Genomic DNA, 23,584 nt, shown 5'->3' on the forward strand with positions numbered 1-23,584 from the left:
TTATATTGTGTTCGTACGACTTCAGGCTGCCTTGGCCGCCTGCCCGGCGTCGACATTGGCCAGCATGTCGGTGACCATCTGCTCGACGCCGATTTGCGCTTTCCAGCCCCAGTCCGCGCCGGCCGTGCTGTCGTCCAGGCTTTGCGGCCAGCTGTCGGCGATGGCCTGGCGGCTGTCCGGCTTGTAGCTGATCTTGAAGTCCGGGACCATGTGCACGATGGCCTTGGCCAGCTGCTCGGGGTTGAACGACACGCCGGCCACATTGTAGGACGAACGGATCTTGATGCGCGCCGCCGGCGCGTCCATCAGCTCGATGGTGGCGCGGATGGCGTCAGGCATGTAAATCATCGGCAAGGTGGTGTTCGCGTCCAGGAAGCAGTCATAGCGCTCGCCGCGCAAGGCCGCATGGAAGATGGCGATGGCGTAATCGGTGGTGCCGCCGCCCGGAGGCGACTTGTAGCTGATGATGCCCGGGTAGCGGATGCTGCGCACGTCCACGCCATACTTGTTGAAGTAATACTCGCACAGGCGCTCGCCGGCCAGCTTGCTGATGCCGTACATCGACGTCGGGTCCATCACCGTCATTTGCGGCGTGTTGACCTGCGGCGTGTTCGGGCCGAAGGCGGCGATCGACGATGGCCAGAAGATGCGCAGGGGTTTGCCCGCCTCGCCCCGTTCGCGCGCCAGCTCCAGGATGTTGAGCAAGCCATCCATGTTCAGGCTCCACGCCTTCAATGGCGCCGCCTCGCCCGTGGCCGACAGCATGGCCGCCAGCTGGTACACCTGGGTGATGTTTTCGTCGGCGATGATCTGCGCCAGGCCGTCCTTGTCCAGCACATTCAACTGCGCATAGCGCTTGGCCTGGTACAGATTGTTGGTGCCGATGTCGCTGGCGATGACGTTGTCCGCGCCGTGCTGCAGCGCCAGTGCGCCCACCAGTTCACTACCGATTTGGCCGTTTGCGCCTATGACTAAAATGCGTTCCATCTTCTTGTCCTGAGTTCTTGTTAATTAGTAGTGGTGGTCAGCAGACCGAGTTCCTTGCCGGCCTGCTCGAAGGCGGCCAGCACTTTCACCAGCTGTTCGCGGGTGTGGGCGGCCGACAGCTGCACGCGCACGCGGGCCTGGCCCATCGGCACGACCGGATAGAAGAAACCCGTCACCAGCACGCCCAGTTCATACAGGCGGGCGGCGAATTTCTGCGCCACGGGAGCGTCGAACAGCATCACCGGCACCACCGGATGCGTGCCCGGCTTGATGGTAAAGCCGATGCGCTCGATCTCGCTGCGGAAGAACGCCGTGTTCTCATGCAGGCGGTCGCGCAGTTCCGTCGACTTGGCCAGGCGCTCGAGCACCGACAGCGAGGCGCCGGCGATCGATGGCGCCAGGGTGTTCGAGAACAGGTAGGGACGCGATTTCTGGCGCAAGGTGTCGATGACTTCCTTGCGCGCCGACGTAAAGCCGCCCATGGCGCCGCCCAGGGCCTTGCCCAGGGTGCCCGTGATGATGTCGATGCGGCCCATCACATTGTGGTGTTCGTGCGTGCCGCGGCCCGTCGCGCCCATGAAGCCGGAAGCGTGGCATTCGTCGATCATCACCAGCGCGCCGTACTTGTCGGCCAGGTCGCAGATCTTGTCCAGTTGCGCGATCGTGCCATCCATCGAGAACACGCCGTCCGTGACGATGACCTTGTGGCGCTTGCCGGCGGCAATGGCCGCCTGCAGCTGCACTTCCAGGTCGGCCATGTCGTTGTGGGCGTAGCGGTAGCGGCCAGCCTTGCACAGGCGGATGCCGTCGATGATGGAAGCGTGGTTCAGCGCGTCCGAGATGATGGCGTCGTTTTCATCGAACAGCGGTTCGAACACGCCGCCGTTGGCGTCGAATGCCGCCGCGTACAAAATCGTGTCTTCGGTGCCGAGAAAAGCGGAAATCGCCTGTTCCAGTTCCTTGTGCACGGTTTGCGTGCCGCAGATGAAGCGCACGGACGACAGGCCGTAGCCGTATTTTTGCGTGGCGGCGATGGACGCCTCTTGCGTCTGCAGGTCGCCGGACAGGCCCAGGTAATTGTTCGCACACATATTGATCAGGGTACGGCCATCGTCGCACACCACTTCGGCGCCCTGGCGCGAGGCGATCACGCGCTCGGGCTTGTACAAGCCTTGCTGGCGCAGTTGATCGAGGTTCTGTTGCAGACCGCTGAAAAAGGTGTTCTTCGCTTGCTCGCTCATGATGATCCTTGTGTGTCCCTGTTGTATGCGTGTTTGTTGTATCCGTGTGACCTCTGCCGCCATAGGGAAAAGCCGTCGCTTGACCGGTGCGCGCAGTATGCTGTACCGTGAAGCGCTGTTTGAAGTCTACACGTTTCCGTGATTTCCTTCAAAATCCACTATTTCGAACTGAAATTCAATATAGTGGATATTACCCAAGCCTTTTGAACTTTGCAAGCCACCTGCCGATGAAAACCAGCGTTTCGACCAATTCTCCCCCTGAAGTAGGTGCCACCCTGCAACGCCTGCGCCTGGCGCGCGGCCTGACACTCGAGGATTTGTCGCGCATTGCCGGTGTCTCGAAGTCCATGCTGTCGCAAATCGAGCGCGAAAAGGCTAATCCCACCATCGCCATCACGTGGCGCCTGGCCAACGCGCTGGGCGTGCAGATCGGCGAATTGCTGTCGAGCGCGGAAAAAGCCGTGGAAACCATCCGCATCACGGACGCCCACGAAACCCCCACCCTGCCCGGCGACCATGCCGGCTACGTGCTGCGCATCCTGGGGCCGATGGAACTGGCCGGCAAATACGAATGGTATGAAGTGACCCTGGCGCCAGGCGGCGAACTGGCGTCGCAGCCGCACGACCCGGGCACCACCGAGCATTTGACGGTGATCCATGGCAACCTGGAGCTGGAAGTGGGCGCGGCGAAGAAAAAGGTCAAGAACGGCGGCACGGCGCGCTATCCGGCCGACCAGCCGCATATCATCCGCAATCTGGGCAAGACCGAGGGCAAGGCTTTGCTGGTGGTCATACACCGCTAGAAAGCGAATGGGACAGGCAGGCGAAAGCGCGGCCATGGCTGCGCCGCACGCCCTCGCCGTGCCGTACTATTTGTACTCTTCGTACTGTCTGTACTGTCTTCGGGCACGTGCCTTGCCCTGACCGTTTTTCATCCGGCTTCGACTGCACACGGAAAAGCCGCGATACCCTACGGCAACGTTCACACTCCTGCGGTGCGCAATATGCATAGATGCCTATGCTAAGATTTTAGAATAAACAAGATTTCCAGGCCTGGATGTCTTCGCAGAGCGCCGCAGCACATCCCGGCTCGTCCCAGCGTCACGGCGCGGCCGCTCGCGTGGCATCCAGGCATCCACCGCTTACACGGAGCCCAGCGCGATGACCATTTCCGACAGCACCACCACCTTCCACAACAAAAAAGTCGTTCAGTACGATCCGGACCTGGCGTTTGACGCGTCGCCAGGCATCGTCTACCGCCTGTCGCTCGAATACGACGACAAGCGCAAGATGGCGGAACTGATCGCCGGCTTCCTCGACAAGGCCGACAAGGGCGCGCTCGAGGCGCTGATCATCGGCATGTGGGGCGACCCGTACGAAGCGGGCGCCGACGAGGTGATGGCCGCGCTGATCGCGCACGCCGCGGAACTGCCCAGGTTGCGCGCCATTTTCATCGGCGACATGACGTACGAGGAATGCGAAATCTCGTGGATCGTCCAGGGCAGCTACAAGCCCCTGCTGGACGCCTTCCCGCAACTGGAGGAATTGCGCATCCGCGGCGGCAATGAACTGGTCATCGAACCGTTCGCGCACCAGCACCTGCGCAAGCTGACCATCGAATCGGGCGGCCTCGATCAAAAGATCGCCGAGGCGCTGGCGCAATCGAGCATGCCGCAGCTCGCGCACCTGGAGCTGTGGCTGGGCACGGAAGAATACGGCTTCTCGGGCGACGTCGACCTGTACCGCAAGGTGCTGGCGCAGCTGACCGTGCCGACCCTGCGCTACCTGGGCCTGCGCGACGCGGAAATCGCCGACGACCTAGCCGTCTGGCTGGCGGAAGAAGCGCTGGTGGCGCAGCTCGACACCCTGGACCTGTCGCTGGGCACCATCGGCAACCTGGGCGCCGTGGCCGTGCTCAATCACACGCAGCTGGGCAAGCTGAAGCGCCTGGACCTGTCGCACCATTACATTTCCGAGGAAAACCAGGCCAAGCTGAAAGCGCTGCCATTCGACGTGGTGCTGGACGACCCGCAGGAAGAGGACGAAGACGACGGCGAAACCTACCGCTACGTGGCCGTCGGCGAGTAATCGTGGGCCAATAAGCGGAGTTTCATCCCTTGCATACGCAACTCACCCTGCTGGCCACGGCCGGCAGCAAGCGCGTGCGCCTGATGCAGGCGGCGCGCGCGCAACTGCGCCTGCCGCCGGCACGGGTGCTGGAATGGCGCGACTGGCTGGCGCAACCGGCGCTGCTGGAAGAGTCCTTGCGCCAGCCCGGCCGCTTGAAGATCGAGCCGCCCGGCGACGATGCCGCCGCCCATCTGCTGTTGCTGCATGCGGGCTGCCGGCTGCAGGACCGCCCTCCCGTGCCTGCGCCCGACCATGGCGAGCTGCTGGCGATGGATGCCTGGTTTGCCGGCTTCGCGGCCGCCATGCAGGCCGTGGCCGCGCAGCTGGCCGTCCAATCGCACGTGCAGGTCTACAATGCGCCAGCCGAGATCATTCTCATGACGGACAAGCTGGCCTGCCAGCGCCACCTGGCGGCGCACGGCGTGCCCATTCCGACTTTGCTGGGGCCCGTGGCAGGCTACGCGCATTTGCAATCGCTGCTGCATGAACACGACCTTGACCGCGCATACCTGAAACCGCGCTACGGCTCGTCCGCGTCCGGCGTCGTCGCCTATCGCCGGAACCGCGCGGGCAGGCAGCAAGCCACCACCTCGGCGGCATTGTCGCAGGCGGAAGGCCGGACCCGCTTGTTCAACGTCAAGCGCATGGCGCGCTACGAGACGGAGCGCGACATCGCGGCCCTCGTCGACGCGCTGGCCGCGCAAGAACTGTACGCGGAAGCGTGGCTGAACAAGCCGCGCTGCGGCGACAGCCATTACGACCTGCGCGTCGTCACCGTGGCCGGCCGGCCCGCGCACCGCGTGGCGCGCATCGGCGACCGGATGATGACCAATCTGCACCTGGACAACCGGCGCGGAGACGCCGCCGGCTTGTTGAACGCGGCCGACCTGGCGGCGCTGGAGGAAACCGCGGCCCTGGCCGCGCGCGCCTTCCCCGCCAGCCACGTCACGGGCTACGACCTCGTGGTGCGCCACGGCCAGGCCCACGCGCTCGAGGCGAACGCCTTCGGCGACCTGCTGCCAGGACTGCTCTGGCAAGGCGCGGACACTTACGCGGCGCAACTGACACATGTTTAACGACACAGCAATCATCCCCGACATGCACGGCGTCGTGGGCAGCCACGACATCGTCTTCATCACGCTCGACACCTTGCGCTACGATGTGGCGCAGGCGCTGTATGAGGCGGGCGAATTGCCCGTGCTGGGACGCTTCCTGCCGTCCGGCGGCTGGGAACGGCGCCACTCGCCCGCCACCTTTACGTATGCGGCGCACCAGGCCTTCTTCGCGGGTTTTTTGCCCACGCCGGCCGCGCCCGGCCGCCATCCGCGCCTGTTCGCCTCCGCCTTTGCCGGCAGCGAGACGACCTCGAAGCACACCTACGCCTTCGCGGAGGCGGACATTCCCGCCGCGCTGGCCGCGCGCGGCTACCGCACCATCTGCATCGGCGGCGTCGGTTTCTTCAACAAGCAGACGGCGCTGGGCACGGTGCTGCCGTCGCTGTTCCAGGAGAGCCACTGGAGCGCCGGCATGGGCGTGGCCAGCCGCCATTCGACGCAAAAACAGGTGGCGCTGGCCATCGAACGCCTGGCAGACGGCGAACAGCGCACCTTTTTGTTCATCAACGTGGCCGCCCTGCACACGCCGAACCGCGCCTACCTGCCGGGCTGCCGCGCCGACAATCTGGACAGCCACGCAGCAGCCCTGCGCTATGTGGACGGCGCGCTGGCGCCGCTGTTTGCCGCCTGCGCCGCGCGCGCGCCCACGTTCGCCATCATCTGTTCGGACCACGGCAGCGCGTATGGCGAAGACGGCTACCGTGGCCACAGAGTGGCGCACGACAGCGTGTGGAACGTGCCGTATGCGCACTTCTTCATCGCGCCAGCCCCATAGACCTTACACCCGCATTCCCAGGAAACCCCACCGTGAACCCATTCGTAGCAACGGACACCCTGGCGCAGCGCATGCGCCACACGCCCTACCAGGCGTATTCGTATTCCTATCCGCACAAGGCGGCCTACCGTGGCTTGCCGCAAGCGGCGCCACTGGCGCCGCTGTGGGCGCGGCAGGACCGCTCCGCCCTCTTCGCCTACATCCACATCCCGTTTTGCGAGATGCGCTGCGGTTTCTGCAACCTGTTCGCCATGGCGCGACCCGGCGCCGACATGGTCGAGCGCTACGTGCAGCAGGTGCTGGTGCAGATGCGCGCCCTGGCCGGCGCGCTGGGCGAACGCCGCTTTGCCCGTTTCGCGCTGGGCGGCGGCACGCCCACCTATCTGTCGCCGGCGCAGCTCGACACCCTGCTGTGCGGCGCGCGCGACATCCTCGGCATCGATTTGCAACGCACGCCGGCCGGCATCGAAGCGTCGCCGGAAACCATCACGGCCGAACGGCTTGCCGTGTGCCGCGCCCATGGCATCGACCGGGTCAGCCTCGGCATCCAGAGCTTTGCCGCCGGCGAAATGCGCGCGCTGGCCCGTCCGCAGCAGAACGCCACCGTCCATCACGCCATCGGCCTGATACGCGCAGCGGGTTTTCCCACGCTGAACCTGGACCTGATCTACGGCATCGCGGGCCAGACCATCGCCAGCCTGCTGGCCTCGATCGACAGCGCGCTGGCCTTCGCGCCCGAGGAGCTGTACCTGTACCCGCTGTACGTGCGCGAGCAGACGGGGCTCGGGAAAGTGGCGCGCCGCCAGGGCGCCGCCACGCTCAACCCCATCATGCTGGCGCGCGACGGCGACAGCCGCCTGGCCCTGTACGCGGCCGCACGCGACCATCTGCGCGCGCGGGGCTACGTACAAGTCTCGATGCGCATGTTCCGCGCGCCGCATGCGCCGGAACAGGACGGTCCCTCGTACTGCTGCCAGAACGACGGTATGGTGGGACTGGGCGCGGGCGCCCGCTCGTACACGGCCAACCTGCATTATTCGAGCGAATACGCGGTGGCGCGCACGGAAACCATCGGCATCATCGAGCAATACCTGGCGCTCGACGAGGCGCGCTTCGCCCAGGCGGAGCACGGCTATGTGCTCGACGCGGCGGAACAGCGGCGCCGTTACGTGATCCAGTCGCTGCTGACGGAGCCGGGACTGGACCGCGACGCCTACACGGCCCGCTTCGGCACGGCGTGCGAGGACGACTTGCCGCAGCTGGCCGAGCTGCATGCGCTGGCCCTGGTGGAGTACGACGGTGCGCTGCTGCGCCTGAACGACCGCGGCTACGCGTATGCCGACACCATCGGCCCGTGGCTGGCGTCCGATACGGTGCGCGCGCTGATGGCGGAAAGCGGCCAGGCGTGCTGACAGCGCCGCCCGGTTTCGCGCAGGCGGGAACGCTGTCCCTGCTGTACCGGGGCACGCTGGCCAGCTGCAACTACGCCTGCGGCTACTGCCCGTTCGCCAAGAAACGCGACAGCCGCGCCGCGCTGGCCCGCGATGCGCGCGAAGTGGCGCGGTTTGTCGACTGGGTGGCGCGCCAGACGCGCCCCATCGGCATCCTGTTCACGCCATGGGGCGAAGCGCTGGTGCGGCGCCACTACCGCGCGGCCATGCAGACACTGGCCGCTTTGCCGCACGTGCGCCAGGTGGCGCTGCAGACGAATCTGTCCGGCCCATTGAACTGGCTGGATGGCATGGATGGACGGGACAAGGTCGGCCTGTGGTGCACCTACCACCCGGACCAGACCACCCTGGCGCGCTTCCTCGAACGCTGCGCGCGCCTCGACGCCATGGGCGTGCGCTATTCCGTCGGCGTGGTGGCCATGCAGGCGCACCTGGACGCCATCCGCGTCCTGCGCGCGGCCCTGCCGGCCCACGTCTACCTGTGGCTGAATGCGTATGACCGCCGTGGCCCCGGCTACTACAGCGCGGAAGACCTGGCCTGGCTCGACGCCATCGACCCATGGTTCGCGCAAAACCGCCGCCCGGCCCCGTCGCGCGGCAAGCCCTGCCTGGCGGGCGAAGCGTCGCTATCCGTCGACGGCGACGGCGAACTGGCGCGCTGCCACTTCGTGCCCGAGCGGCTGGGGAATTTATACACAGACGAACTGGCGGACATCCTGCGCGAAAAACCATGCCCGCGCTTCAAGTGCGACTGCTATATCGGCTACGCGCAGCGCAAGGACTTGCCGTTTCAGGCGATGTTTGGAATGGGGGTATTGGCGAGGATTGCCCCACTGCCATGACCTTGACCGTCCCCAAATAGCCAGCCACTCGATCTTTAAACTTTAAACTATTGCTCAATTGCCTGGAACGGGAACAAACGTTCCAATATATACATAAGGCGCCAGGTCGAATACCTTCGCCAATTCAGCCGCATCATAGACATTGATATCCGGCGTGGCCGACAATGCAGATGTGACCATGGCAAGGCGCCAGGATGAATTGGATTGCAGACCTTTTCTGTGCTCATTTCTGGTAAGAAAGAACTGGGGCGAAGCACCGGCCGTGCCTTTCACTTCCACATGCAGAGTCAATTTCCCTTTTGTAAAAGCGAAATCATAACCACACGGCAGGTGCGTGACGCGTTCGCATGTATATCCCAATTTTGCATAATGTGCTATAGCGACACGCTCCGCTGCCTTCTCCACTTTTTTCCGATGCTCTGCTGTACCAAATCCTTTCAAGGGATCAGCAGCGTCAAGCTCGGGATTGGGCAGATTTTGCTCGTTAGGATTTTTGACCGCCAATGGAGCCAACTCCTTTACTCTGCCTTCAAGGAGATGAAGAACACGCTTCTTGCTGTCGTTTGTATCGACGTCTGGCCCCGCTAAAAAAGAGTATTTCCCTTGCCTTACGGTAGGATCAGAGAATGGCCTGGTTCGGCATTCTGGAGGGATGATATGTACGGTCTTACTGCTTATGCAATATGACCAATCGTAGCCTGGGCTTCCAGATTCACCGCGCTGCCTCATGACGCCGTCCGGTGGCGCAAGCCATTCTCCATGCAATGTAGCATTCTCATACCAACCGACAATATGAATACCCTTATGTTTCGGATTTTTCGCCAAACAAATGACAGTCCAGCCATGTGGATCATTATTTGATGGCGTATATTTCTTATTCTGTGGCGGAACATAGCAGTAAAATGTTCCGTCGGGGCTCGGGTTAAAATTGAAAGCTTCATGTCCCGGGCCTCTTGTCTTGCTATTTTTCTTGCCTTTCAGCCAGCTAAAATTTCCGTCAACTGGTTCTCCGCGATAATAGTCAGACCAACCGAATTTTACCCACAAAACTTTCTTCATTATTCAAGCCCTCGCGCATTTTATCTTTATTCAAAAATTCAATACCGAGGATACATTATTTATTTTCACAACACCATCTTGCCGAACAAGTTCCAAAAAAATAAAATTTTTAAAATATCATTTTTCAGAAATAACATAAAACCAGAAGACAGATGCAGGACCCTGATACTGTCAGGCTGCGCTAACAGAAATACATGCGTCTTCTCATGCGTCCGATTGAAAATCAAATAAGCAAAAAAAAGCGCGGACCGATTGGCCCGCGCTTTCCATTGTCAAGCAACTACCTGATTACTGCGCCGCCACCTTGGCCGGTTCCGTATTCACGGCTGGCGTCATCTTCAGCGAACGGCTGAGGAAGCCCCAGCGGTCGGCCACTTCCTCGATCTGCTTGGCCGTCGGCTTGCCGGCGCCATGGCCCGCCTTGCTGTCGATGCGGATCAGCACGGGCGACGCGCCGCCTTGCGCCGCCTGGGCGGCGGCGGCGAACTTGAAGCTGTGCGCCGGCACGACGCGGTCGTCGTGGTCGGCCGTCGTGATCATGGTGGCCGGATAGCAGCCGCCCGCCTTCAGGTTGTGCAGCGGCGAGTATTTCACCAGCGCCTTGAACTGCTCGGCGTCGTCCGACGAACCATAGTCAGGCACCCAGCCCCAGCCCACGGTGAACTTGTGGAAGCGCAACATGTCGAGCACGCCTACCTGCGGAATCGCTGCCGCGAACAGGTCGGGACGCTGCGTCATGGCCGCGCCCACCAGTAGGCCGCCATTGCTGCCGCCGCCGATCGACAGTTTCGATGGCGACGTAACCTTGTTGGCCACCAGCCATTCGGCCGCGCCGATGAAGTCGTCGAACACGTTTTGCTTGTTCAGCTTGGTACCGGCCTGGTGCCAGGCTTCGCCGTATTCGCCGCCGCCGCGCAGGTTGGCCATCACGTAAACGCCGCCCATTTCCACCCAGGCCAGATTGGCCACGGAGAAGCTCGGCGTCAGCGAAATATTGAAACCGCCGTAACCGTACAGGTAGGTCGGGTTCGTGCCATCCAGCTTCATGCCTTTTTTCGAGACGATGAACATCGGCACCTTGGTGCCGTCGCGGCTGGTGAAGAATTGCTGGCGCGTTTCAAAGGCGTTCGGGTCGAAATCGACCTTCGGCTGGCGGTACACCGTGCTCTTGCCCGATTTCATGTCGTAGCGGTAAATGGTCGCTGGCGTCGTGAAGCTGGTAAACGAGTAGAACGTTTCCGTGTCACCACGCTTGCCGGCGAAGCCGCCCGCCGAACCGATGCCCGGCAAGGCCACTTCGCGCACCAGCTTGCCATTCAGGTCGACGATCTTGATTTGCGTTTGCGCATCTTTCAGGTAGTCGAGCACCAGCTGGTTGTTGATCAGGTTGACGGCGACGAGGGTTTCCTCGCTTTGCGGCACGATTTCCTTCCAGTCCGCAGGCGCGGGCTTGCGCGTATCGATGGCGATCACGCGCGATTTCGGCGCCTTGTTGTCCGTCTTGAAGAAAAACACGGGGCCGTCGTTGTCGATGAACGAGTAGGAGGCGTCGAACGCTTCCAGCAAGCCCACAACCTTGGCGTTCTTCTGGCGCAAGTCCTTGTAGAAGACGCGGTTCTTGCGTTCCGTGCCCTGCGTGGCCGTGATGATCAGGTAATTGCCGTCGTCGCTGACGGTGCTGCCGCCAAACGCCCATTCCTTCTGGTCGGGACGGTCGAAGACCAGCACGTCATCGCTTTGCGGCGTGCCGATCTTGTGGAAATACAATTTCTGGAAGTAATTGATATCGGCCAGCTTGGTCGCCTCGTTCGGCGCGTCATAGCGGCTGTAGAAGAAGCCGGTATTGTCCTTGGTCCACGAAGCACCGGAGAACTTGGCCCACTTGATGTGGTCCGTCAAATCCTTGCCCGTCTCGATATCGCGCACTTTCCACTCGTTCCAGTCGGAACCGGAAGCGGCCGTCGCGTAGGCCAGGTATTTGCCGTTCGGGCTGATCGAGGTGCCGGCCAGCGCCACCGTGCCATCGGTGGACAGGGTATTCGGGTCGAGCAGCAGGCGCGGCTCGTCCGTCAGTTTCTTCACCGTGTACAACACGGCCTGGTTCTGCAAGCCATCGTTGCGGCTGTAGAAATAACGGCCGCCCTGCTTGGTCGGCGTAGAGAAACGCTCATAGTTCCACAGCTTGGTCAGGCGCTGCTTGATCGCTTCGCGCTCGGGGATGGTGCCCAGGTACGCTTGCGTCAGCTTGTTTTGCGCCGCGACCCACTCGCCCGTCTCGGCACTGTTGGCGTCTTCCAGCCAGCGGTAAGGATCGGCGATGGTGGTGCCGAAATAGCTGTCCTGCTGGTCGACCTTCTTGCTGACCGGATACGTCACGGCAGCGCCGTCGCCTGCCGGGCACGATGGCGTGGCGGCGCTTTGCGCCAGGGCATTGCCACCGAAGGCGGCCATCAAGCTGAATATGAGGGTTGCACTACGTAATTGCATGGGTTTTTGTCTCATTGTTGGATGTCGAGGAAAGCAGGCCGCTCAAGTACGGCTGCCCATGTTGACTTTCGCCAAGAGAAATCATAGCGCGGATTGCCACTTTTAATGCACAGTTATCCGGCCGCTTTACCGACTTTTGTTTGGGAAATTCCCGGTAATGACCATGATTTATCTCGCTTTCACCGAAATCGACAAACGGACGTTCATGCAAGCAACATTATCAAAAACAAAGTCGTTTCATCAAGCGGTCATAAATCTTCTTTACTATCGGCAACATGTTCATGGCCCGTCCAGCGGCCGTGCCGCCACGTCCGCCTATGCACACTCTCGCCCTCCCCGCCGCCACCTGCGCGCCCGCCGCCCCGCCGTCGAACGTGGCCTACCTGAAGCCGCCATCCACACCCATGAACATCGAAGGGACGGACGCCTTGCACGAGATCCTCGCCGGCCGCAAGCTCAGCGCCCTGTTCCAGCCCATCATCCACATGCAAAGTGGCGACATCATCGGTTATGAAGGCTTGATACGGGGCCCGTCCGACAGCCCCCTGCATGCGCCGATGAACCTGTTCAAGGTGGCGCGCGCGAATGACCTGACCCTGGAAGTCGAGCACCTGTGCCGCCAGGTCGTGCTCGAGCGCTTTGCCGAACTGCAGCTGCCCGGCAAGCTGTTCCTCAATGTCAGCCCCGAATGTTTGTTGTTGCGCAATGCGCGCCATGGCGAAACGCTGGAATACATCGAGCACATCGGCATCAATCCGGACCGGGTCATCATCGAGCTGACGGAAAACCAGCCCACCTACGACTACGAACTGATGCGCGAAGCGGTGCTGCATTACCGCAATATGGGTTTCCAGATCGCCATCGACGACCTCGGCGAAGGCTTTTCCAGCCTGCGCCTGTGGTCGGAACTGCGGCCCGAATACGTGAAGATCGACATGCACTTCATCCAGGGCATCAATCACGATCCCGTGAAACTGCAGTTCGTGCGCTCGATCCAGGAAATCGCGGAAAAATCGGGCACCCTGGTGATCGCCGAAGGCATCGAGGCGCAGACGGAACTGCTGGTCCTGCGCGACCTCGGCGTGGCGTTCGGCCAGGGCTACCACCTGGGCCGTCCGAATATGGTGCCGGCGCGCGCGCTGCCGGCCGAAGTGGTGCAGGCGCTGGGGCGCCATGGCGTGGCCGTGTATCCGCAGCGTAGCAACCTGGAGAAGAATGGCGCCAGCATCCGCAAGCTGCTGCACCGCGTGGCGGCCGTCTCGCCCGAGAAAAACAATAACGAGGTGTATGACATTTTCCTGAAAGACCCGAAGCTGATGATCATCCCCGTCGTCGACGCGGGCGTGCCGCTGGGCCTGATCAGCCGCTTCGAGATGATCGACCACTTCGCCCGCCCCTACCAGCGCGAACTGTACGGCAAGAAATCATGCAGCCTGTTCATGGATGCCACGCCCCTGATCGCCGACCACGAGACAAGCTTGCAGGAACTCAGCTACACCATGGTGCAATCGGATGCCCATCACCTGTTCAACGGTTTCATCATCACCGAGCACGGGCGCTATCTGGGCATGGGCACGGGACACGACCTGATGCGCGAAATCACGCAGATGCAGATCAACGCGGCGCGCTACGCCAATCCCCTCACGCAATTGCCCGGCAACGTGCCCATCAACGAGCACATCGACCGCCTGCTGCACAGCGGCAGCCGCTTCTGGGTCTGCTATTGCGACCTCGACCACTTCAAGCCCTTCAACGATGTGTACGGCTACCGCAAGGGCGACGACGTGATCCAGCTGACGGGAGAAATCCTCAGCGGCCATTGCGACCCGAACCGCGACTTCATCGGCCATATCGGCGGCGACGATTTCATGATCCTGTTCCAGAGCGAAGACTGGGAAACGCGCTGCCAGGCCATGCTGAACGATTTCGCGGCCGCCATCCTCGCCTACTACAGCACGGGCGACTGCGAACGGGGCGGCTACATCAGCGAAGACCGGCAAGGCAAGAAAGTGTTTTACTCCTTGATCAGCCTGTCGCTGGGCGTGATCAAGGTGGAAGCGCACCAGTACTACACGCACCATCAAATTGCGACGCAGGCGGCGGAAGCGAAGAAGCAGGCCAAGAAGATCCACGGCAACAGCCTGTTCCTGGACCGGCGCCAGGGCGCGGGCGTGGCGCGCATGGATGCGTAGCGAGCCCGGGCAGTAAGCAGGCCGCTAGATACGCAGCAGTTCGCTGAACGCATTCGTACCGCAGGCATCGGGCAGAAAAGCCAGCGCGATGCGATCGCCAGCGCGCCGCGCCTGCACGCGGTAGCTGCCCACGGGTAGATCCACGAACAGGCCGCCGTACGCCGTGTCCGGCTCCAGACCGCCGCCCGTGACATCCTCGCCGGCGCCGATGAAGACGCGGCCCGAAACGACGGCCAGATGCACGCTGGCGTGCGGCGCGGCCAGTTCGGCGAGCAACTCGATCTCGTACGCGCCATCGCTGCCCAGATTGAAGAACGCCACCTGTCCCGCATTCACGGCCGCAAGTTCCGCGCCGGGTATACTCCACCAGTCGCAGTCATCGGCCAGCTTGTGGCGCACGCCTGCGGGATCGAACACGCACACGGTGGCCGTGTCGGTCGACAGCGTGAACGTGCGGCCTGCCACCGCTGGCATCAGGCCAGCCGCGGCGCGGGGCCCAGCAGCGGCTGGCTGGCGATATACGCCTCGCCGGCCTCGGCATCCCACGGGAAGTGGCCGTCGCGCGACGGCCAGACGATTTGCTGCAAGGTAAAATCATTGCCCTGGTAATACCAGCGCGCATAGCCGACGTAGTCGCGGTATTGCGCCTCGGGCACGCGCACGAACGCGCATGGATGGCCTTTCAGCAAGGCGTCCGTGGTGCCGGTGAAATCCGTGATGGCGCCGCTGCGCGCGGCATCGAGCGCCACGTCGAGTATCTGATGGGCCGTCGCCTGCGGCAAGCCCATGATCAGGAAGTCGGGCAAGCCGAAGCTATGGTAGACGCCGATCGTGAAACTGTAGCCGGGGCCTTCTTCATCGCCGCTGATATGCACGCAATGCCAGCCATGCGTGGCAATGTCATCGATGACTTTTTGCTCTGATGCATCTTCGCCTGCCTTCCTGACCATCGTCCACCTTTCACTGTACTGTATCGCAATCCATGCCCCACGCGCCGTGCTCGCTTGACACGACGGACATACTGAGCGGCAATTATCGCATGGCTGCGGCAGCGCCGCATCAGGCGTGCGGTGGCGCCGGCAAGACGTGCGCCTGGCGCCATTGCCGCGTCAATTCCTGCGCCGCCTGCAAGGCTTCGGGCGCCAGCTTGCCGGCGCTGGCTTCGCGGGCGCTGCCGGCCGCGCCATCGCCGCCTTCGGCCGCCAGCTCCAGCCACATGTAGGCGCGCACGGGGTCCTTGCCCACGCCGCGGCCGCTGTTATACATGCCGCCCAGGTTGTACTGGGCCAGTGCATGGCCTTGCTCGGCCGCGCGCGCATACCAGTGCACGGCCAGGCCGTCGTCCTGCGGCACGCCGTGGCCATTCGCGTACATGACGCCCAGGTTGTTTTGCGCGCTGGCATCGCCCTGCTCGGCGGCCGTGCGGTACCAGCGCACGGCGCAGACCTCGTCGCGGGCCACGCCGTGGCCGTTGGCATACATCACGCCCAGGTTGAACTGGGCGTTCGACGCGCCCTGGGCCGCCGCCCTCGCATACCAGTCGAGCGCCTGGCGCAAGTCGCGGACGATGCCGCGCCCTCCCGCATACATGCCGCCCAGGTTGTATTGCGCCATGCAATGCCCTTGCAAGGCGGCGCGGCGGTACCAGGCGACGGCGCGCGCCTCGTCCTTGTCCACGCCCTGCCCGCGCGCCAGCATCAGGCCCACGTTGAACTGGGCGTCGGCATCGTCCTGCTCGGCCGCGCGCTGCAGCCACGCATACGCGCGCAGCTGGTCGGGCGCCACGCCCAGGCCCTGCGCATACGCCACACCGAGTTGCCGTTGCGCCACGGCCAGGCCCTGGGCGGCCGCCTGGCGGAACCAGGCCAGCGCCTGCGCATCGCTTTGCGCCACGCCCTGGCCCCGCTTGTAGACGAGGCCCAGGTTCAGCTGTGCCTGGGCATCGCCCTGCAAGGCGGCCTTGCGGAACCAGGCCAGGGCCAGCGCATCGTTCTTTTTCGCGCCCAGCCCCTGCGCATACGCTTCGCCCAGCAGCGATTGCGCGCTGGCCACGCCCTGCTCGGACGCGCGGTAGAACCAGGCCAGGGCCAGCTCGTCGCTTTGCAGCACGCCGCGTCCCTTGCGGTACATCTGCCCCAGGTTCTGCTGGGCCGAGGCATCGCCCTGGGCCGCCGCGCGGCGGAACCACAGCACGGCCTCTTCATCGCTCTGCGCCACGCCACGGCCGTGGTAATACAGGGCGCCCAGGTGATTCTGCGCGAACGCCAGGCCCTGCAGCGCCGCCAGGCGCAGCCAGACAAACGCGCGCGCGTCGTCATGCACGACGCCTTCGCCCTTCTTGTACATCAAGCCCAGATTGAACTGGGCATAGGCATTGCCCTGCTCGGCCGCCGTGCGAAACCAGATATACGCCTGGTGGCTGTCTCTGGCAGTATGGTGCTTGTCCATGTGCGCCCCCATCCACATTGCGCTTGCCGGCAGCGCGCGCAAAACGGCGGCCCAGGGCGGCGAAATCGTGTGTGTTGCCTAAATTTTAAATTCGATGCGGGCGAAGGGCTTGAGCGAACTCAAAGAAAATAACAAAATTATATCGTTTTGATGAGTCCGCTTTTGGGCACGCGCGATGGCATTGACGCTACGCGTCTTCCGCGTCTTGCTGGCCGAAAATGTCTCGTTGAAGGATCGTGCCCGTCTGGGCTGCGCGCCAGGGCGGCGCGCGGCGGGAGGCAGGCGGCCGTCAGCGGCGCGACGGATGTTTCTGCAGGAATTGCGGCACTTTCGCGGCCGCCAGCTTGTTCAGCGACACGAGCAGGTCCGCATCGACATCGGTGATGCCGTAGTTGCTGCGCAAATGGCGGCCGATATGGATCAGCACTTGCGCCGCCACTTCCGCATCGGACTCGGCCCTGTGGGCCGCGCTCTTGAAAGCGATGCCCAGCTGGCTGGACAGCAGCCCCAGCTTGTAGCTGGACATGCCGGGAAACACGCGGCGCGACAGTTTCAGCGAGCACACGAGCGACTGGTGCGCGGGCGCCAGGTTCAGGCGGGCGCTTTCCGCGCGCAAAAACTTTTCATCGAAGCTGGCATTGTGCGCCGACAGGGCGTCGCTGCCGATGAAGTCGAGCAATTGCGGCACCACGTCGGCCACGGGCGGCGCCTTGTCCACCATCGCCTGCGTGATGCCCGTCAAGCCCGTGATGAACGAGGGAATGCGCGCATTGCAGTTGATCAGGGTCACGTAGCGGTCCGTGATCTGCCCGCCCTCGATGCGCAGCGCCGCCACTTCCGTGATGCGGTCGCCCATGTCGGGCGACAGACCGGTCGTCTCGAAGTCGATCATGACGATCGGTTTGTCAAACACATTCATGGAGCGCTCTTTCGTGGGTACGGCCAAGGGGTACGACTAGGATATCGATAAAATGCCCAGGGCAAGGCGCGGCAACGCCGCCATGGGCATTGTATCAGCCGAACTTGCGCACGGCGTCCAGCGCCAATCCCGCACCGATGCTGCCGAACAGGTCGCCTTCGACCTTGCGCGCCGCCGGCACCAGGGCCGCGATCTTTTCGCGCAGCAGGCGCACGCCGCTCGAGCCGCCCGTGAAGAACACCGTGTCGACGGCTTCCGGCGCCACGCCCGCGTCGCGCAGCAGGCGCAGCACGGTTTCTTCCACGGAACCGCACAGGTGGCCGATGGCTTCGTCGAACTGCGCACGTTTCAGCAACAGGCTTTGCGCGGGCGACAGGCGGTCCAGCTCCAGCTGCACTTCGGCCGCGTCGGACAGGGCAATCTTGCCTTCTTCCACTTTCATGGCCAGCCAGTGGCCGGCCCGTTCGTCGATCAGCTTTTGCAGGCGGCCCATCTTGTCTTGCTCACGCGCATCGCGGCAGACGTCGGCCAGCTGCACCCAGATCTTCTTCGTGTACGCGAGGTTGATCGTGTGCCAGGTGGCCAGGTTGAAATAATAGCTCGATGGTACTTCGCTATTGTTGTGCAGGCGGCTGCCATAGCCCAGCAGCGGCATGACGGACGACAGGCTCAGGTATTTATCGAAGTCCGTGCCGCCGATGTGCACGCCGCCGGTGGCGAGGATGTCGTCGCGGCGCTCGGCCTTCTTCGCCCGGTCGGGCGACAGGCGCACCAGCGAAAAGTCGGACGTGCCGCCGCCGATGTCGGCGATCAGCACCAGCTCTTCCCTGGCGATCTGCGACTCGTAGTCGAAGGCGGCGGCGATCGGCTCGAACTGGAAGGCCACCTCCTTGAAGCCGACGGAACGGGCCACTTCGGCCAGGGTGTCCTGCGCCAGCTGGTCGGCCTGGGCGTTGTCGTCGATAAAGAAGACGGGACGGCCGAACACGGCGGACGAGAATTCGCGGCCGGCCGACTGTTCGGCGCGGCGCTTCACTTCACCGATGAATTGCGCCAGCAACATGCGGAACGGCAGCGCGCGGCCGCCCACTTCCGTCTGGCCATCGATGAGGCTGGTGCCCAGCAGGCTCTTGAGCGAACGCATCAGGCGGCCCTCGTAGCCGGCCAGATAGCCGGCCAGCGCGGCGCGGCCAAAACTGACTTCCTCGTCTTCCGCATTGAAGAAGACGACGGATGGCAAGGTCGTCTTGCCATCTTCCAGGCCGAGCATGGTGCTCTGCCCTGGACGTGCCCAACCTACCGTGGAATTTGACGTGCCGAAATCGACGCCGCAAGCATTGGCCATGTCGACCCTTCCCTGAATAAAGGGGCGTTATGTTATCAGAACGGGCGCCATTGCACCAGAAAAATACGTCCGGCACGGTCAAGACAACAAGCTTGCTCTGCATCAAATACCCGCGGCGCGCAAAAGCTACTCTTGGGAAATTGACGCCGAGCAATTCGGCCAGCTCCCGGAGACCCATCGTGCCCCTCGTCCGCCTGCCCCATCCACTCTTGCCAGCTGGCTTGCTGGCTGCCGTCCTCATTGTCCTGGCCGGCTGCGGCGGCGGTGGCGGCGATACCCAGGCCGGCGCCGGCTGCTCGCTGCACGGCACGGCCGGCTGCGGCGGCAGCCGGCCGCCGCCCATCGTGCCGCCCGTCACCCCGCCGGTGACGCCACCGGTCACGCCGCCCGAACCGGCCAGCCTGGCCAGCGCCGTCACGCTCGTCTTTTCCAGCACGGAACTGGCCTCGGCCGGCCTGGCCGGCGGCGAGGTGACCGTCACGGCTCTCGTCAAGGATGGCGCCAACCTGGCCTTGCCGAATGCAAAGATATCGTTCAGCGCCGATTCCGGCATCCTTGGCAGCGTCGATGCCGTGACGGACAAGAATGGCCGGGCACGCGCCCTGCTGGGCACGGGCGGCGCGAATGCCAACCGCAGCATCACGGTGACGGCCACGGTCGGGCCGCGCACGGGCAGCGGCACGGTGGCCGTCACCGGCAGCACGCTCGAACTGCAGGGACCGGCGTCCCTGATGCTGGGCCAGGGCAGCGACCTGACCGTCACCGTGCGCGACTCGGCGCGCAAGCCCGTGGCCGGCGCCGCCATCGCCTACAGCACGGGCACGGGCAACAGCGTGCGCGTCAAGGGTGACGGCGCGGCGCTCAGCAATGCGCAAGGCCAGCTGGTGCTGCGGCTGAGCGCTGGCAGCCTGGGCAGGGATACCGTCTCCGTCAGCGCGCTGGGCGCCGCCGCCACACAGGCGTATGTCGTGGCCGGCAGCGACCTGCGCCTGAGCCCGGCCGTGGGCCAGGATGCGGGCGGCGCCGATGTCCTGCCGGAAGTGGCGACATTAGCCTGCCAGCCCATCGATGCGCGCTATGAGAAGGCGGGCGTGGCGCAGTCCGGCAGCGCCAGCCTGTCCACCTCGCGCGGCAGCCTGTTCAGCGACAGCGTTTGCGGCCAGGCACTGCCGGCCAGCCTGATCTTCAACAATGGCAACTTGCCGCGCAGCTATATCCAGTCCGCGCACGCGGGCGTGGCCACCGTCACGGCGGCCGTGGCGGGCGGCCCGACGGCGCAGACGCGGCTCGAATTCGTCGCGCCGCTGAGCGGTGCCAGCAAGCTCGCCGTGCAAGCCGAGCCGGCCGTCCTGCGTGCCAATCCCGGCAATGGCGCGCCTGCCGACAACGTCAGCGTCATCAGTGCCGTCGTGCGCGATGGCGCGGCGAACAACCTGGTCAAGAACGCGCCCGTCGTGTTTACCATCTTGAGCGACCCCAGCGGCGGCTACCTGCGGCAAACGGGCCGGGTCTTCAGCGGCAGCGACGGCCTGGCGCGCAGCGTGTATGTGGCCGGCCCGGCCGACAGCGGACGCGACGGCGTAGTGCTGCAGGCCCGCATCGAGGGCGCCGCGCAGGCCGCGGCCACGGGCCTCGTGCGCCTGACGGTGGCCAGGCAGGCGCTGTCGATCAAGCTGGGCACGGGCAACCTGGTGCGTGAACACTCGGCCAGCGTGCTGCAGAAGGAGTTCGCCGTTTTTGTTTCCGACAGCGCCGGCAATGCCGTCTCCGGCGTGGCCATCACGGCAGCCGCCTGGCCCAGCCGCTATGCCAAGGGCTATTATGTGTGGCAGGCGGACAAGCCCGAGTTCCCCGACACGGGCGTGTGGCGCCTGGCCCTGCCCCATTACAGCTGCGCCAACGAGGATGTCTTGCGCAACGGCATCTATGACGCCGCCTACGACAGCAATGGCAATGGCGTGCTCGATCCGGGCATCCCGCTGACCGTCAGCGCCAGCGACCTGAGCGATGCGCTGGGCATGGCCACCGTCACCGTCAGCTATCCGCGCAATTACGGTTCCTGGGTGCAACTGGCCCTTACCGTCAGGGGCACGGTCAGCGGCACGGAAGCGAGCGCCACGGCGGAATTGCCGCTGGCGACCGTGGCCAGGGATTTCAGCGAGCGCCGCGTGGCGCCGCCAGGACAGACCAGCCCGTATGGCAGCGGCGCCTGCGACAGCGCCGATTAGGGGCTGGCGGCGGCCATATCCCTTGCCAATCAGTCATATTTTTTGCAACATGAATAAGAAAACAGTCTTGCCATAAGGCAATCTTTTACGCTATGCTCAGCTTTCCCGTCCCGGCCGCCACAAGCGGCCGGGCCTGCAGGAATACTTTGAGACAGGTTGCTTGCCAGACCGCTATGCGAAAAAAGAATACTGTAGCCAGGAACCCCGGCGCGGCCCCCGCCAACCGCAGCGTGCCCGGTGCCGGACGGCGCGTCACCTCGTATGACGTGGCCCTGCTGGCCGGCGTCTCGCAGTCGGCCGTGTCGCGCTGCTTCAAACCGGGCGCCAGCGTCTCGCCCGCCACGCACGCCAAGGTCATGCAGGCGGCCATCACCCTCGACTACATTCCCAACGCGGCCGCGCGCAGCCTGATCACGCGCCGCTCGAACCTGGTGGCGGTCATCACTTCCAACCTGGCCAACCTCTACTATCCGCAAGTGCTGTCCGAGCTGAGCCAGCAAATCGCGCGCCTGGGCAAGCGCCTGCTGCTGTTTACCCTGGAGCGCGAGGCCGACATCGGCAAGGTCCTCGGCGACGTCTGGCAATACCAGGTCGACGGCGCCGTCGTGGCCGCCAGCCTGTCGGACGAGCAGCTGGTCGAGTTCGGCCGCCGCGACGTGCCGCTGGTGCTGTTCAACCGCAGTCCGCGCGAGCACGCCGTGCATGCCGTGCTGTGCGACCAGGCCGAAGCGGCGCGCCTGCTCGTGTCGCGCCTGGCCGAGGCGGGCCACCGCCAGTTCGCCATCATCGACGGCCCCGGCGATTCGGCCGTGGCGCAGGAACGCAAGGCCGGCGTGCTGGACCGCCTGCTGAGCCTGGGCTTGCCTGCCCCCATCGTCGTCAGCGGCAACTACGATTACGCCAGCGGCGGGCGCGGCTTGCGCAAGGTCATCGACCGCCTGGGCCGCGTGCCCGATGCCGTCATTTGCGGCAACGACATCATGGCCATCGGCTGCCTGGACACGGCGCGCCACCAGATGGGCATCCAGGTGCCGCTGCAGATGTCCGTGGCCGGCTTCGACGCGCTGGAAGCATCCGGCTGGCTCAGCTATGACATCACCACCTTGCGCCAGCCCGTGCAAAAGATGGCCGCCGACGCCGTCGCCATGCTGGGCGAACTGATGGAGCGGCGCGGCGGCCTCGCCGAGCGGCGCCGCTATTGCTCGTATCTGGTGGAAGGCAGTACGGCACGACTGACCTGCGAGCCGGCCTACATGGCACAGCGCCTCGGCATGATGGCCGCCGCCTAGAACGCCTGAGAAAACGCCTGTGGCGTTGTTGCCGGGTCTACGCTGGTCTTGCGCCGTACTCGCGTACTGTCGTCGGGGCGGCGCCCCGCCCGGGGCATTTTTCAGCCGTCCTCGTTCTCGGAGGCATAAAAAAAACCTCGCACGAATGCGAGGTTTTTTCACTTCCACCACCAAACGATCAACCGAAGATCTTGCCCTTCAGCATGTTCAAACCCTGGCTGACGAGGTCATTGCCTTCCGGTACCTGGCCATCCGGCGTCAGCTTGTCGATCAGCTGCGGCAGCAGGGCCGCCAGGCCGCCGAGGGCGGCGTCCGGGGCGACGCCGGCTTTTTCCGCGATTTGCGTGACCGTGTCGCTGCCCAGTGCATCCTTGATCTGTTCGCCGGACACGGGCGCGTTCGCGCCGGTGCCGATCCAGCTGGCCACTTGATCGCCGAGGCCGCTTTCCTGGAATTTCTGCAGCAGCCCGGGCAAGCCGCCATGCTGGTTGACCAGGTCCATCACGCTACCCAGCAGTCCCGATTGCGCGTCGCCATCCGTGCCCTTGTTGCCCAAAGCGCTCATCGCCTGTCCTGCAAGTTGATCTAGCAAACTCATCGTATTCTCCTGAACGCTATCCATTAGTGCCGCGTGATTGCGGCATTCGTCAAGGCCGGCACTCATTCTCCGACACACATAACCATTATACTATGAATAATAAAAATGCTATAATTACAATTTAACAGGAAGCCAAAAACAGGCTCGACTACAAGTTCGCCCACCTCCATCATATTTACTTCGGCACAACTTGCAAGCGTAAATTGACGGTTCACAAAAACGTGTAGAATTAATTTTCCTACTTACTGAGGAGTATCAAGAGATGAACATCAATAAAGCGGTAGACAAGGCCTACGAGAAAAAGACGTTCAAGGAAATCGCCGATGCGCCCGTCGATGCGCTGCAAGGCGTGAGCGAGAAGGATGCGGAGCTGCTCAAGCAGGCCTTCAATATCAAGACCGTGCGCGACCTGGCGAACCTGAAATACTCGAAATGGGCGCGCGCCATCGTCACCCTCGCCGATACGGAAGAATAAGAC

Annotated in this window: 20 protein-coding genes; 10 read left to right on the plus strand and 10 right to left on the minus strand. The window is 63.6% G+C overall.

Going from position 1 to position 23,584, the window contains the following annotated elements:
- Positions 1–21: 21 nt before the first annotated feature.
- Positions 22–987, minus strand: coding sequence for an NAD-dependent epimerase/dehydratase family protein (locus O0880_RS13265; RefSeq protein ID WP_071323774.1), 966 nt, complete (start codon positions 985–987; stop codon positions 22–24).
- A 20-nt stretch (positions 988–1,007) separates the two neighbouring features.
- The gene (gene kbl, locus O0880_RS13270) at positions 1,008–2,228 is read right to left on the minus strand and encodes a glycine C-acetyltransferase (protein WP_071323775.1); all 1,221 of its coding nucleotides are present in this window, start codon (positions 2,226–2,228) and stop codon (positions 1,008–1,010) included.
- 227 nt (positions 2,229–2,455) lie between these two features.
- Here kbl and O0880_RS13275 point away from each other — a divergent pair, with 227 nt between their 5' ends.
- From O0880_RS13275 to O0880_RS13300, 6 genes are all read left to right on the plus strand, one after another.
- On the plus strand, positions 2,456–3,031 hold the full coding sequence (locus O0880_RS13275) for an XRE family transcriptional regulator (RefSeq protein WP_071323776.1): 576 nt from the start codon (positions 2,456–2,458) through the stop codon (positions 3,029–3,031).
- Between the two features lie 358 nt (positions 3,032–3,389).
- Complete coding sequence (locus O0880_RS13280) at positions 3,390–4,316, plus strand: STM4015 family protein (protein ID WP_289886864.1); 927 nt, start codon at positions 3,390–3,392, stop codon at positions 4,314–4,316.
- Positions 4,317–4,345: 29 nt separating this feature from the next.
- Complete coding sequence (locus tag O0880_RS13285) at positions 4,346–5,434, plus strand: STM4014 family protein (RefSeq protein ID WP_289886865.1); 1,089 nt, start codon at positions 4,346–4,348, stop codon at positions 5,432–5,434.
- Entirely contained in the window at positions 5,427–6,248 is an 822-nt protein-coding gene (locus tag O0880_RS13290; RefSeq protein WP_289886866.1) for an STM4013/SEN3800 family hydrolase, read from the plus strand. The genes O0880_RS13285 and O0880_RS13290 overlap by 8 nt, the downstream gene beginning before the upstream one ends.
- A 32-nt stretch (positions 6,249–6,280) precedes the next feature.
- Positions 6,281–7,660, plus strand: coding sequence for an STM4012 family radical SAM protein (locus O0880_RS13295; RefSeq protein ID WP_289886868.1), 1,380 nt, complete (start codon positions 6,281–6,283; stop codon positions 7,658–7,660).
- The gene (locus O0880_RS13300; RefSeq protein ID WP_289886869.1) at positions 7,654–8,541 is read left to right on the plus strand and encodes an STM4011 family radical SAM protein; all 888 of its coding nucleotides are present in this window, start codon (positions 7,654–7,656) and stop codon (positions 8,539–8,541) included. Before O0880_RS13295 ends, O0880_RS13300 begins: the two co-directional genes overlap by 7 nt.
- 54 nt (positions 8,542–8,595) lie before the next feature.
- Here the strand turns inward: O0880_RS13300 and O0880_RS13305 are convergent, their stop codons facing one another.
- Entirely contained in the window at positions 8,596–9,600 is a 1,005-nt protein-coding gene (locus O0880_RS13305; protein ID WP_289886870.1) for a DUF3883 domain-containing protein, read from the minus strand.
- Between the two features lie 288 nt (positions 9,601–9,888).
- A complete protein-coding gene (locus tag O0880_RS13310) occupies positions 9,889–12,087 on the minus strand; it encodes a prolyl oligopeptidase family serine peptidase (RefSeq protein WP_289886871.1) in 2,199 nt (732 codons plus the stop codon).
- A gap of 404 nt (positions 12,088–12,491) precedes the next feature.
- Between O0880_RS13310 and O0880_RS13315 the strand changes: the two genes are divergently transcribed.
- The gene (locus O0880_RS13315; RefSeq protein WP_071323779.1) at positions 12,492–14,279 is read left to right on the plus strand and encodes a GGDEF domain-containing protein; all 1,788 of its coding nucleotides are present in this window, start codon (positions 12,492–12,494) and stop codon (positions 14,277–14,279) included.
- A gap of 24 nt (positions 14,280–14,303) precedes the next feature.
- On the opposite strand, the gene O0880_RS13320 is transcribed toward O0880_RS13315, so the two are convergent.
- From O0880_RS13320 to O0880_RS13340, 5 genes are all read right to left on the minus strand, one after another.
- Entirely contained in the window at positions 14,304–14,753 is a 450-nt protein-coding gene (locus O0880_RS13320; protein ID WP_289886872.1) for a DUF6386 family protein, read from the minus strand.
- Entirely contained in the window at positions 14,753–15,229 is a 477-nt protein-coding gene (locus O0880_RS13325) for a DUF4262 domain-containing protein (RefSeq protein WP_289886873.1), read from the minus strand. The genes O0880_RS13320 and O0880_RS13325 overlap by 1 nt, the downstream gene beginning before the upstream one ends.
- Before the next feature lie 109 nt (positions 15,230–15,338).
- Positions 15,339–16,727 carry a tetratricopeptide repeat protein gene (locus O0880_RS13330; RefSeq protein WP_289886874.1) on the minus strand — a complete coding sequence of 463 codons (1,389 nt, stop codon included), beginning with the start codon at positions 16,725–16,727 and terminating at the stop codon, positions 15,339–15,341.
- Positions 16,728–17,016: 289 nt separating this feature from the next.
- A complete protein-coding gene (locus O0880_RS13335) occupies positions 17,017–17,646 on the minus strand; it encodes a 3'-5' exonuclease (protein WP_289886875.1) in 630 nt (209 codons plus the stop codon).
- Between the two features lie 94 nt (positions 17,647–17,740).
- Positions 17,741–18,991, minus strand: coding sequence for an Hsp70 family protein (locus O0880_RS13340; protein ID WP_289886876.1), 1,251 nt, complete (start codon positions 18,989–18,991; stop codon positions 17,741–17,743).
- A 179-nt stretch (positions 18,992–19,170) separates the two neighbouring features.
- Between O0880_RS13340 and O0880_RS13345 the strand changes: the two genes are divergently transcribed.
- Positions 19,171–21,219 carry an Ig-like domain-containing protein gene (locus tag O0880_RS13345; RefSeq protein ID WP_289886877.1) on the plus strand — a complete coding sequence of 683 codons (2,049 nt, stop codon included), beginning with the start codon at positions 19,171–19,173 and terminating at the stop codon, positions 21,217–21,219.
- Positions 21,220–21,392: 173 nt separating this feature from the next.
- On the plus strand, positions 21,393–22,508 hold the full coding sequence (locus tag O0880_RS13350; RefSeq protein ID WP_289886878.1) for a LacI family DNA-binding transcriptional regulator: 1,116 nt from the start codon (positions 21,393–21,395) through the stop codon (positions 22,506–22,508).
- A gap of 178 nt (positions 22,509–22,686) precedes the next feature.
- Here the strand turns inward: O0880_RS13350 and O0880_RS13355 are convergent, their stop codons facing one another.
- Entirely contained in the window at positions 22,687–23,130 is a 444-nt protein-coding gene (locus tag O0880_RS13355) for a YidB family protein (RefSeq protein WP_335589269.1), read from the minus strand.
- Positions 23,131–23,368: 238 nt separating this feature from the next.
- On the opposite strand from O0880_RS13355, the gene O0880_RS13360 reads away from it, so the two are divergent.
- Positions 23,369–23,581, plus strand: a complete 213-nt coding sequence (locus O0880_RS13360) for a hypothetical protein (RefSeq protein ID WP_034751103.1) — start codon at positions 23,369–23,371, stop codon at positions 23,579–23,581.
- The last annotated feature ends 3 nt before the right edge of the window (positions 23,582–23,584 follow it).

The sequence above is a fragment of the Janthinobacterium sp. SUN118 genome (assembly GCF_030397695.1).
In the GTDB taxonomy this organism is placed as follows: Bacteria; Pseudomonadota; Gammaproteobacteria; order Burkholderiales; family Burkholderiaceae_D; genus Janthinobacterium.